Consider the following 11,784-nt stretch of genomic DNA (forward strand, 5'->3'; position numbering starts at 1 on the left):
GTCCACAATTCGATGCGCTGTCAGCTTCGCCGGACGGCTGGGGACAAGTCCGTGGACGAAGCGCTTTGCCTTTCGTTCGTCCACAGGGCAGGTCTCGAGGGCGGTCGATCTAGCGCATTGACTCCCCTGCGAGATTCCTGATTGTCCCCAGAACCCTGCAAACCGCGATCGGCAGTGCGCGACAATATGCTTGCTGGCGTTTTGGCGGCCAAAGCGGGACAGGTGACAACCACCACAACCAACAGACTCTTAGAATCAGAAGACTCTTTTAAAATAAGATATTTGATTAAGAGGAAGCCGGGAGAGGCGAGCGCTCGATGCCTGCAAGACGGATCATGCTGGATGTCCTGAAGGGCAAGACGGTGTTTCCTCCTCCGCTCTGGATGATGCGCCAGGCCGGGCGCTATCTGCCGGAATATCGTGAGACGCGAAGGCGTGCCGGTTCGTTCCTTGATCTCTGCTACGACCCCGACCTAGCCGTCGAAGTGACGCTGCAGCCGATCGAGCGTTTCGGCTTCGACGCTTCGATCGTATTCTCGGACATCCTTGTCGTTCCCCATGCGCTTGGCCGCGACGTGCGCTTCGAGGAAGGGCGCGGACCGCTGCTGACGCCGATTTCAGCGGCGGAGATCGCGGCGCTGGGAAGCGACATGTTTCACGTGAATCTCGAACCGGTCTACGAGACGCTTCGCCGGCTGCGGGCGAAATTGCCCGACGAGACGACGCTGATCGGCTTTTGCGGCGCGCCTTGGACGGTGGCGACCTATATGATCGCCGGCCACGGTACGCCGGACCAGGCGCCGGAGCGGCTGTTCGCCTACCGCGAGCCGGCGGCGTTTCGACAGCTGCTGAAAGTGCTCGCCGATCATTCGGCTTCCTACCTGATCCGCCAGATCGAGGCCGGCGCGGATGTCGTGCAGATCTTCGATTCCTGGTCCGGGGTGCTCGACGATGCTACATTCGAACAGTTCTGCGTCGAGCCGGTCGCAGAGGTCGTCAGGCAAGTTCGGGCCGTCCATCCCGACGTGCCGATCATCGGGTTTCCCAAGGGCGCCGGAGCCCGCTACCAGAGTTATCGCGAGAAGACCGGGGTGACGGGTCTGGGCATCGACTGGACGGTGCCGCTCGAGGCAGCGAAGGCGTTGCAGCGGCAGGGAGCCGTCCAGGGCAATCTCGACCCGTTGCGGCTCGTCGCCGGCGGCCAGGCATTGGCCGACGGGGTCGGGGCGATCCTTCGGGCGTTGGGGGACGGGCCGCTGATCTTCAATCTCGGCCATGGCATCACGCCCGACACGCCGGTGGCGCATGTCGAGGCGATGGTGAAACAGGTGCGGAGTGCGGCACGCTGATGACTGACAGAAGCAACACCAATAGCACCGGCCAGGCGATGAGGCGCATGGTCATCGGCATCGCTGTCCTGGTCGTTCTCACCGCGCTTTTGTTTTTCTTCGCACCGGAAAGCTTCTACCCCTGGGCAAAGGCGATCCATATCCTCGCCGTCATCTCCTGGATGGCCGGCATGCTTTATCTGCCGCGGCTGTTTGTCTATCACGCCGCCGCGGAGAAGGGCTCCGTCCAATCCGAGACGTTCAAGGTGATGGAGCGGCGTCTGCTGCGCGGCATCATCAATCCGGCGATGATCCTCACCTGGGTGTTCGGGCTGTGGCTGGCCTGGAAAATCTTTGCGTTCCAGGGCGGCTGGCTGCATGCCAAGATCGGCCTGGTGCTGATCTTGTCTGGCATTCACGGCTATCTGGCCGCCGCGGTGCGCAAATTCGCCGAGGACCGCAACGAAAAACCGGCAAGGCACTGGCGGATCGTCAACGAGATCCCCACATTGCTGATGATCGCAATCGTGATCCTGGTCGTCGTGAAGCCGTTCTGAGGCTTCATCGGACCCGCTCAAAAGGCGGCTTGCTCTTTCAGCCGACCGACGATACAAGACGGGTCTTCCTTCCCGTCATGCGCCGCCCGTCATTGCTTTCGGCCGCGCCCGGCATTTGTCGCATCCCGCCGATTTTTTTCCCCAAAGCCTACCCAGAGTCCGTCTAATGCAAGAAATGAAACTCACCGAGTTCAAGAACAAGAAGCCGCCAGAGCTGATCGCTTATGCCGAATCGCTCGAGGTCGAGAACGCCAGCGTCATGCGCAAGCAGGAGCTGATGTTCGCGATCCTGAAGAAGCTCGCCGCCCAGGACATCGAAATCATCGGTGACGGCGTGGTCGAGGTGCTGCAGGACGGTTTCGGCTTCCTGCGCTCCGCCAATGCCAACTACCTGCCGGGTCCCGACGACATCTACATCTCGCCGTCGCAGATCCGGCGCTTTTCGCTGAAGACCGGCGATACGGTCGAAGGACCGATCCGCAGCCCGAAGGAGGGCGAGCGCTATTTCGCGCTGCTCAAGGTCAACACGATCAATTTCGATGATCCCGAAAAGATCCGCCACAAGATCCACTTCGACAATCTGACGCCGCTCTATCCGACCTCGCGGCTGAAGATGGAGGTCGACAATCCGCCCAGCAAGGACATATCGCCTCGCGTGATCGACCTGGTGGCGCCGATCGGCAAGGGCCAGCGCGCGCTGATCAACGCACAGCCGCGTACCGGCAAGACGGTGCTTTTGCAGAACATCGCGCACTCGATCACCGCCAATCATCCGGAATGCTATCTGATCGTGCTTCTGATCGACGAGCGTCCGGAAGAAGTGACCGACATGCAGCGCTCGGTGAAGGGCGAAGTGATCTCCTCGACCTTCGACGAACCGGCGGTGCGCCACGTCCAGGTCGCCGAAATGGTCATCGAGAAGGCCAAGCGCCTGGTCGAGCACGGCCGTGATGTGGTGATCCTGCTGGATTCCATCACCCGCCTCGGCCGCGCCTACAACACCGTCGTGCCGTCCTCCGGCAAGGTGCTGACCGGCGGTGTCGACGCCAACGCGCTGCAGCGCCCGAAGCGCTTCTTCGGCGCCGCCCGCAACATCGAGGAAGGCGGCTCGCTCACCATCATCGCCACGGCGCTGATCGACACCGGCAGCCGGATGGACGAAGTCATCTTCGAAGAGTTCAAGGGCACCGGTAACTGCGAAATCCAGCTCGACCGCAAGGTGGCCGACAAGCGCATCTATCCGGCCATCGACATCCTCAAGTCCGGCACCCGCAAGGAAGACCTGCTGGTGTCGCGTCAGGACCTGCAGAAGATCTTCGTGCTGCGCCGTATCCTGGCGCCGATGGGAACCACCGACGCGATCGAGTTCCTGATCGACAAGCTGAAGCAGACCAAGACCAACGGCGATTTCTTCGATTCGATGAATACATAATCGAAGCGAGGCGGGCTTTCTCTTCGTCATCCTCGGGCGAGGATCCATTCCGTGACGTCCTAGGGTCCGCGGTGCGTCGCGTCGCTCCTTGCTGCGCTATAGGATGACGAATTGCGCAACAATCCTTCCAGCTCATCGGGATCCGCAACCACCGGCAGGCAGACCTGGCCGGTGCACAGCCAGGCGCCGCGCCGGTTGGTCGGCGGCAGAATTCCGCCGGGCAGCAAGGGTCGATTCGCCGCCGTACCGATCGGCACGACGATGTCGACGCGGCGGGGATCAGGGTTTCGATTAACGACCGGAACGAGTTTTTGATCTTCCGGCTCGTCCACGACGACCAGTTTCAGCGGTTCGATGGCAAGCGCGCAGGCATTGACGATGCCCGCCTGGCCATAGGCCTGGTGCGCGGCTCGGCCGGCAGCGTGCTCGGCGGTTTTCCACGCCTTCTCCTGCAAATCGAGATTGCCGGTGACGGAGGCGAGCCGCACCTGCGCCTCGATGATCTGGCTGGTGGCTGACGGAATGGCCTCATCGACATCGCCCCTGATGCGGATCGGCACATCGGTGCTGTCCGAGGCGGTCAGGTAGTAGCCGGTGCCCTGCGCGTCGGCGTGCCAATGGTCGAGCTGTTCGAGGAACCGGCTGGCCTTGTCGACATAGTTCCAATCGCCTGTGGCTTCAAACAGCGAGATCGCCGCGTTGGTCATGGCGGCATAGTCGCTCGACAAAGCGGGAAACAATTTCCTGATACCAAGCATGGAATGCGGCAAGCGATTGTCGCGGCTGGCGGCGCTGATATGGGCAAACGCCTTTGCCGCGGCCTCGATCCAATCCGGCCGTGCCAGCGAGCGGCCGGCCTCCGCGAGTGCTGCGATCATCAGGCCGTTCCAGTCGGTAAGGGTCTTTGCGTCCAGGCCAGGCCTGACGCGTTCTTCCCGGGCTGCGAGAAGCCTTGCCTTGAGCGGCACCAGCTGTTCGCGGTCGGTCACCCCAAGCGCTTGCTGGGAGAGGGTTTGATGGACAACCGGCTTGCCCTCCCAGCCGGGTGGGCTGGAAAGCGTGAAATATTTGAAAAACAATGGTGAAGCGGCACCAAGGACAGATTCGATCTCCTCCCTGCTCCAGGTGTAGAACAGGCCCTCCTCGCCCTCGCTGTCGGCGTCGAGGCTGGCGGCAAAGGCGCCGCCATCGACGCGCATTTCGCGCAGCAGCCAGTCGACCGTGTCTTCGATTCGTACCCGGAACAAATCATTGCCGGTCGCCGCAAGAGCCCAATTGCAGAAGCGGATGAGCTGGGCGTTGTCGTAGAGCATCTTCTCGAAATGCGGCACCAGCCATTCGGCATCCGTCGAGTAGCGGCTGAGGCCGCCACCGATGTGATCGTAGATGCCGCCGCTCAGCATATGTTCGAGGCCGATGAGCACGTCGTCGCGATGCGCGGCATTGCCGTCGCGCAGCCAGGACAGCCACAGCGTTTGCATGAACGGCGCGTTCGGGAATTTCGGCGCGCCGGCGAGGCCGCCGTGATCGCGGTCGATCATGCCACTGACGCGGCCGGCGAGATCGGACAGCGTATCGCGATCGAGAAGCGCCTTGGAATGCGTGGCGGAGAGCCGCGCCTCGACGTGGGAGGTCAGGCCGTCGGCGCTCTGGTGCAGGCTCGCCCTCTTTTCGCGCCACGCCTTGTCGACCGCTTCCATCACCTGGATGAACCCCGGCCGGCCATAGCGCGGCTCGCGCGGGAAATAGGTGCCGCCCCAGAACGGCTTGCCATCGGGCGTCAGGAACATGGTCAGCGGCCAGCCGCCTTGCTCGCCCATCGAGGACAGTGCGGCCATATAGATCTGGTCGATGTCGGGGCGCTCCTCGCGGTCGACCTTGATATTGACGAACAGACGGTTCATGACGGCGGCGACGTCGTCGTTCTCGAAGCTTTCATGGGCCATGACATGGCACCAATGGCAGGCGGCGTAGCCGACGGAGAGCAGGATAGGCCTGTCCAGCGCCTTTGCCTCTTCCAGCGATGCCGGTGACCATCCCCGCCAATGCACGGGATTGCCGCTGTGCTGCTGCAGATAGGGGCTGGCCTCGTCGGCAAGCAGGTTTTGCGCGGGCAATGTCACAATGGCCAACTTTCGAGGCACTCGGGATGGGTGATGACACGATAGCTAGGGCGGTTCGGTAGAGCGGGCAAATGATTTCAGGCGATTCGATCGTGGCGTTGTCGAGCGGCCGGCTTCCGGCCGGGGTCGCCGTGCTGCGGATATCCGGCCTTCGGACTCGATTCGTTGTCGAAACGATTGCCGGTGGTGTGGTTAAGGAGCGCACGGCGGTGCTGCGCAAGTTCAAGGCGACGGATGGAGCGGTTCTCGACACCGGGCTGGTCGTCTTCTTCCCCGGGCCGGCCAGCTTTACCGGCGAGGACGTCGCCGAGTTCCATGTTCATGGCGGCCGCGCCGTGGTGGCCAGAATGTTGGAGACAATCGGAGGATTTGACGGCGTCAGGCACGCGGAACCCGGAGAATTCACGCGCCGCGCCTTTCTGAACGGGAAGGTCGACCTGGTCGAGACGGAGGCGCTGGCGGATATCGTCAACGCCGAGACCGAAGCGCAACGGCGCTTCGCCGTCCAGAATGCCGAGGGCGCGCAGAGTGAGCTTTATATCGGCTGGCGCCGACGCCTGATCCATGCGCGGGCGATGATCGAAGCCGAGATCGACTTTGCCGATGAGGATGATGTGCCGGGTTCCGTTTCGGATGCGGTCTGGTCCGACGTGCGGTCGATGATATCAGAGATTGACCGCCACATAGCCGGATTCCACGCCGCCGAAATCATTCGCGACGGCTTCGAAGTCGTCATCCTCGGTGCACCCAATGCCGGCAAGTCGAGCCTATTCAACGCCTTGGCGCGCCGCGATGCGGCTATTGTAACGGATGAACCCGGCACCACCCGCGACCTGCTGGAGGTCGTTCTCGATCTCCAAGGTCTGCGTGTCAGACTGACCGACACGGCGGGGTTGCGGGAAGCGCCCGGCAAAATCGAGGCGATCGGCATCGAGAAGGCGAAAGCCAAGGCGGATCGCGCCGATCTCTTGCTTTTGCTCGAGGACGCCGCGGACCCCAAGGACGCCGGTACGATGCCGATGTCGACACCGGCATTGCGCGTCGGCACCAAGCTCGACTTGCTTAATGGGGCCTACGATGCGGCCCGGCGCTACGAGTTTGGCATATCGGTGGTGGAAGGGACGGGTGTGGATGAATTGCTGGCGGAGATCGGGCGCCGCGCCACGCAGGCGGCCGGCGATGCCGGCGATGTGCTGCCATCGCGGCTGCGCCATGTCGAGTTGCTCGGTGCGGCGAACCGGCATCTGCATCGCGCCGCCGATGAGGGGACGCCACAGGAACTGCGCGCTGAAGAGCTGCGCCTGGCAGCGGATCGCCTGGGGCGTATCGTGGGTGCGGTGGACGTCGAAGACTTGCTCGACGTGATCTTTTCCCAGTTCTGCATCGGGAAATGACTCACGTGAAACACGCATGGTCGTTGGCAGGGCTCCGATTGACTCACGTGAAACATCTTTGGCGGTGATTCACGTGAAACGCGGACAGAAGCAGGGTTTCCCTGTTTCACGTGAAACGTCGCGCGGAAGTTTTCTTGACAGTCCCGTTTCGCGGGGACATGTGTCGCTGATCTCTTTTGAGTCCGGGACTTATGTAAGATGACCGATCACTATGATGTGGTTGTGGTGGGCGGCGGCCATGCGGGTTGCGAGGCGGCCAGTGCCGCGGCGCGCGCCGGCGCCAGCACCGCGCTGGTGACGCTGCGTTTCGACACGATCGGTGTAATGTCGTGCAACCCTGCAATCGGCGGGCTGGGCAAAGGGCATCTTGTGCGCGAGATCGACGCCATGGACGGGCTGATGGGCCACGTGGCGGACGCCGCCGGCATCCAGTTTCGTCTGCTCAACCGCCGCAAGGGTCCTGCGGTGCGCGGACCTCGCACACAGGCCGACAGAAAACTCTATCGCCTTGCCATGCAGGAAGCGATTCGGCAGCAGAACGATCTTGAGGTCGTCGAGGGCGAAGTTCTCGACTTTGAGATTTCCGATGGGAAGATAGCAGCGGTTCTCCTGGCGGACGGCCGCCGGCTTGCCTGCGGCGCCGTGGTGCTGACCACAGGAACCTTCCTGCGCGGGCTCATTCACATCGGCGAAAAGAAGATTGTCGCCGGCCGCATGAACGAGAAGGCCAGCATGGGACTGTCGGCGACAATGGACCGCGCCGGTTTCAGGCTCGGGCGGCTCAAGACCGGCACGCCGCCGCGCCTGGATGGGCGAACCATCGACTGGGCTTCGCTGGAAAGCCAGGCGGCGGACGAGAACCCGGTGCCGTTCTCGCTGATGACCGACCGCATCGTGACGCCGCAGATCGATTGCGGCATTACGCGCACGACCACGGCGACGCATGAGGTGATTCGCGCCAATCTTGGCCGTTCGGCGATGTATTCCGGCTCGATCGAAGGCATTGGGCCGCGTTATTGCCCCTCGATCGAGGACAAGATCGTCAAGTTCGGCGACCGCGACGGGCACCAGATATTTCTCGAACCGGAAGGGCTCGACGACCACACGGTCTATCCCAACGGCATTTCGACCTCGCTGCCGGAAGATGTTCAACTCGACATCCTGAAGACCATTCCGGGGCTGGAGCGCGCTGTCATGCTGCAGCCGGGCTATGCCATCGAATATGATCATGTCGATCCGCGCGAACTGCATCAGACGCTCGAGACCAAGCGCGTTGCCGGGCTCTTTCTCGCCGGGCAGATCAACGGTACGACCGGCTATGAAGAGGCCGCCGGGCAGGGCCTGCTCGCCGGCCTCAACGCAGCGCGCCGCGCCGCGGGCGGCGAACAGGTCGTGCTCAGCCGCACCCGGGCCTATATCGGCGTGATGGTCGACGATTTGACCAGTCGCGGCATCAGCGAGCCCTACCGGATGTTCACCTCGCGGGCCGAGTTCCGGCTGTCGCTGCGCGCCGACAACGCCGATGAGCGGCTGACGCCGGTGGCGCAGACGCTGGGGATCGCTTCGGCGCGGCGGCTGCAGCGCTATGGCGACGTCACGCGCCGGCTTGACGAAGCGCGCCAGTTGGCGCTTTCGCTGACCATGACGCCGAACGAGGCGGCACGGCACGGCCTGGAGATCAATCGCGATGGCGTGCGCCGGTCCGGCTTTGAACTGCTGGCTTATCCCGGCGTCGATATTGCCTGGCTAAGCCGGGTCGAGCCAAAATTTGGCGACATCGACGTCAGGACCGCGGACCGCCTCGAAACGGAAGCGAAATATTCGGTTTATCTTGACCGCCAATGCACAGATGTCGCGCAGATACGGCATGAGGAGAGCCGGCTGATCCCGGACGCCATTGATTTCGCCGGCGTGCCAGGGCTGTCCAATGAACTGAAGCAGAAGATGCAGGCGCGCCGGCCGCGCTCCATCGCCGATGCACAGCGCATGGAAGGCATGACGCCGGCGGCGCTGGCGGTCATTGTCGCGCATGTCCGTCATTGGGAAACAGCGCAGAAGCGGGAAACCGCACAGAAGGGGGAAACCGCTGAAAAGGCCGAGCAGAGGGACGTTGCGTGAGGTCTTTCTCCCGCGAGAGCCTGCAGGAGGCCGCCGGTCCGGTTTCACGTGAAACATTCGATCGCCTGGTGGCGTTCGAAGAGATGTTCCAGAAATGGAACCGCAGCATCAATCTCGTCGCGCAATCGACCTCCGGTGATGTCTGGCAACGCCACATCCTGGACAGTGCGCAGCTTGCACGGATAGAGTCCGAAGCCACGCATTGGGTCGATATTGGTTCCGGCGGCGGATTTCCCGGGCTTGTCATGGCCTTTCTGCTCGCCGAGCGCCCGGGGGCCAGCATCGATCTGGTCGAAAGCAACCGCAAGAAGGCCTCGTTCCTGCAGACCGTCATCGGTCAGTTCGGCTTGCCGGCGCGGGTCGTGGCGCGCCGCATCGAGGACAGCCATGTGCTTGTTTCGAAGCCGCAAATCGTCACGGCGCGGGCGCTGGCCCCGCTTTCGGTCCTGCTGGACCTGTCCGCGCCATGGCTGACCTCGGGGGCGCGCGCGCTGTTCCACAAAGGCCGGGATTACCGCGCCGAAGTGCAAGAAAGCGTTAACCGGTGGACTTTCGATCTGGTAGAACATCCAAGCGTGACCGACGCCAGCGGCGTCATCCTCGAATTGTCCAATGTGCGACCTGTCTGAACCGAGACCGGTCTGATTATTCGGCGACCCAAAGATGAATTTCTGGCATAAACCCATGATGAAGAACGGCCCTCGAATCATCACCGTAGCCAACCAGAAGGGCGGTGTCGGCAAGACCACGACCGCCATCAACCTGGCCACCGCGCTGGCGGCAATCGGCGAAAAAGTGCTGATCGTCGATCTCGATCCGCAAGGCAATGCCAGCACCGGCCTCGGCATCGATCGCAAGGACCGGACGGTCTCGTCCTATGATGTGCTGACCGGCGAACTGGAGCTGGAGGCCGCCGCCATCCCGACCGCGGTGCCCGGCCTGTCGATCGTGCCGTCGACGCTCGACCTGCTCGGCATCGAGATGGAGATCGCTTCGGCGCCGGACCGGGTGCTCAAACTGCGCAATGCGCTGCGCGCGGCGACCGAGCGCGGAGCGCCCTTCGGCTACGTGCTGATCGATTGCCCGCCCTCGCTCAATCTTCTGACATTGAATTCAATGGCGGCAGCCGATTCCGTTCTCGTGCCGCTGCAATGCGAGTTCTTCGCACTGGAGGGTCTCAGCCAGCTGCTCGAAACGGTCGAGCAGGTGCGTCGCTCGATCAATCCGGATCTCACCATCCAGGGCATCGTGCTGACCATGTATGACGGCCGCAACAACCTCGCCAACCAGGTGGTGCAGGATGTGCGCGAGCATATGGGCGACAAGGTCTATGAGACCATCATTCCGCGCAATGTGCGGGTGTCGGAGGCGCCGTCCTATGGCAAGCCGGCGATCCTCTACGACCTGAAATGCTCCGGCAGCCAGGCCTATCTGCAACTGGCCTCCGAAGTGATCCGCCGCGAGCGTAAATTGCGCGCTGCTTGATTAGGTCGGCCGCATAATCAACAGCCGATACGATACCGAAACGATCTGAAATAGACGTGGAATAAAGATGAGCGAAGATCTCTCGAGGAAAAGACTGGGACGCGGACTGGCGGCACTGATCGGCGAGATCGATCGCCCGGCCGCACCGGAAAAGCCCGGCATGAGCGCCGACGGCAAGGTGCCGATCGAGTTTCTCAGCCCAAACCCGAGAAATCCGCGCCGGCATTTTGGCGATGCCGAACTGACCGATCTCGCCCAGTCGATCCGCGAGCATGGCGTGGTGCAGCCGGTCGTGGCGCGGCCGTCGCCGACGCAGGCGGGCCGCTACGAGCTCATCGCCGGCGAGCGGCGCTGGCGTGCGGCGCAGCGTGCCGGGCTGACCGAGATCCCGGTCATCATCCGCGAAGTCAACGACCGCACGGCGCTGGAACTGGCGATCATCGAGAACGTCCAGCGCGCCGACCTCAATCCGGTCGAAGAGGCACAGGGTTACCAGCAACTCATCGACGACCATGGCTACACCCAGGCCGATCTCGGCCAGGTGATCGGCAAGAGCCGCAGCCATGTCGCCAACACTTTGAGATTGTTGAAGCTGCCCGACGTGATCCGCGACATGCTGGTCGACGGCGCGCTGTCGGCCGGGCATGCCCGCACGCTGGTCACGGCGGAGGATCCGGCCGGCCTTGCCAAGCGCATTGTCGAGGAGGGTCTTTCCGTGCGCCAGGCCGAGGCGCTGGCGCAGATGCCGGCCGGCACCAGTTCCAACGGCACCAGGTCAGCCGCGCCGGCCGTCGAAAAGGACGCCGACACGCTGGCCCTGGAAAAGCTGCTGACCGATACGACCGGCATGATCGTCACGGTCGACCACAAGGGCAAGGGTGGCGTGCTGCGCGTTGCGTATCGAAGCCTGGAACAGCTGGATGAGCTGTGCCGCCGGTTGAAACAGGATTAAAGCGGCCCGACGATTATAGGCTGGTATTTAGCCGGCGAATGTTTTGCGCGGTCTTCCCTTCTTGCCTTCTCCCCTTGTGGGAGAAGGTGTCGCCGAAGGCGACGGATGAGCGACTATCTGAGGTGTCAAGTTGCATTTGCGAACTCGCTTCGCGCATCGCGTGCTTTTGCATTGAGAATGACGAGCAGCTTTCTGGCGAGAGCGATGCGGATGACCATCTTTTCCTTTCCGGCNGCCTGCAACCTTTGCTGGAAAGCGGCCAGATGCGGATCATATTTGGCAACGATGCTGGCAACGAGGAAGAGGACGCCTCGCGGTCCCGCACGGCCGCCACGCACCGGTCTTCGGCCGCTGCGCTTGCCGCTGTCATTGGCGATCGGAGCCAGGCCGGCCAG

10 protein-coding genes are annotated in these 11,784 nt (G+C 62.8%); 8 read left to right on the forward strand and 2 right to left on the reverse strand.

The genetic code is table 11. The annotated features are described in order from the left end of the window. Positions 1–317: 317 nt before the first annotated feature. The 3 genes from hemE to rho all read left to right on the forward strand — a co-directional run bounded on the left by hemE (position 318) and on the right by rho (position 3,317). Positions 318–1,349 (forward strand): uroporphyrinogen decarboxylase, encoded by a 1,032-nt coding sequence (gene hemE, locus M653_RS0124690; protein ID WP_027145738.1) that lies wholly within the window; start codon positions 318–320, stop codon positions 1,347–1,349. Further along, positions 1,349–1,885 (forward strand): protoporphyrinogen oxidase HemJ, encoded by a 537-nt coding sequence (hemJ, locus tag M653_RS0124695; RefSeq protein ID WP_027145739.1) that lies wholly within the window; start codon positions 1,349–1,351, stop codon positions 1,883–1,885. The genes hemE and hemJ overlap by 1 nt, the downstream gene beginning before the upstream one ends. A 166-nt stretch (positions 1,886–2,051) precedes the next feature. Beyond that, positions 2,052–3,317 (forward strand): transcription termination factor Rho, encoded by a 1,266-nt coding sequence (rho, locus tag M653_RS0124700; RefSeq protein WP_027145740.1) that lies wholly within the window; start codon positions 2,052–2,054, stop codon positions 3,315–3,317. 59 nt (positions 3,318–3,376) lie between these two features. Here rho and M653_RS01000000133390 read toward each other — a convergent pair whose 3' ends face one another. After that, a complete protein-coding gene (locus tag M653_RS01000000133390) occupies positions 3,377–5,440 on the reverse strand; it encodes a thioredoxin domain-containing protein (RefSeq protein ID WP_051442790.1) in 2,064 nt (687 codons plus the stop codon). Between the two features lie 71 nt (positions 5,441–5,511). Between M653_RS01000000133390 and mnmE the strand changes: the two genes are divergently transcribed. The 5 genes from mnmE to M653_RS0124730 all read left to right on the forward strand — a co-directional run bounded on the left by mnmE (position 5,512) and on the right by M653_RS0124730 (position 11,389). Continuing rightward, positions 5,512–6,834, forward strand: a complete 1,323-nt coding sequence (gene mnmE / locus M653_RS0124710; RefSeq protein ID WP_027145741.1) for a tRNA uridine-5-carboxymethylaminomethyl(34) synthesis GTPase MnmE — start codon at positions 5,512–5,514, stop codon at positions 6,832–6,834. Positions 6,835–7,032: 198 nt separating this feature from the next. Beyond that, positions 7,033–8,952, forward strand: a complete 1,920-nt coding sequence (gene mnmG, locus M653_RS0124715; protein ID WP_027145742.1) for a tRNA uridine-5-carboxymethylaminomethyl(34) synthesis enzyme MnmG — start codon at positions 7,033–7,035, stop codon at positions 8,950–8,952. Further along, complete coding sequence (rsmG, locus tag M653_RS0124720; protein ID WP_027145743.1) at positions 8,949–9,581, forward strand: 16S rRNA (guanine(527)-N(7))-methyltransferase RsmG; 633 nt, start codon at positions 8,949–8,951, stop codon at positions 9,579–9,581. Before mnmG ends, rsmG begins: the two co-directional genes overlap by 4 nt. Positions 9,582–9,636: 55 nt before the next feature. Further along, on the forward strand, positions 9,637–10,437 hold the full coding sequence (locus tag M653_RS0124725) for a ParA family protein (RefSeq protein ID WP_031240355.1): 801 nt from the start codon (positions 9,637–9,639) through the stop codon (positions 10,435–10,437). Between the two features lie 67 nt (positions 10,438–10,504). After that, positions 10,505–11,389: a ParB/RepB/Spo0J family partition protein gene (locus M653_RS0124730; protein WP_027145744.1), complete on the forward strand. Its 885-nt coding sequence runs from the start codon at positions 10,505–10,507 to the stop codon at positions 11,387–11,389. A 125-nt stretch (positions 11,390–11,514) separates the two neighbouring features. Here M653_RS0124730 and M653_RS0124735 read toward each other — a convergent pair. After that, positions 11,515–11,784: transposase (locus tag M653_RS0124735; RefSeq protein ID WP_027145745.1), on the reverse strand; the 270-nt coding region annotated here is incomplete at its 5' end.

Source organism: Mesorhizobium sp. WSM3626, assembly GCF_000513935.1.
Classification (GTDB): domain Bacteria; phylum Pseudomonadota; class Alphaproteobacteria; order Rhizobiales; family Rhizobiaceae; genus Mesorhizobium; species Mesorhizobium salmacidum.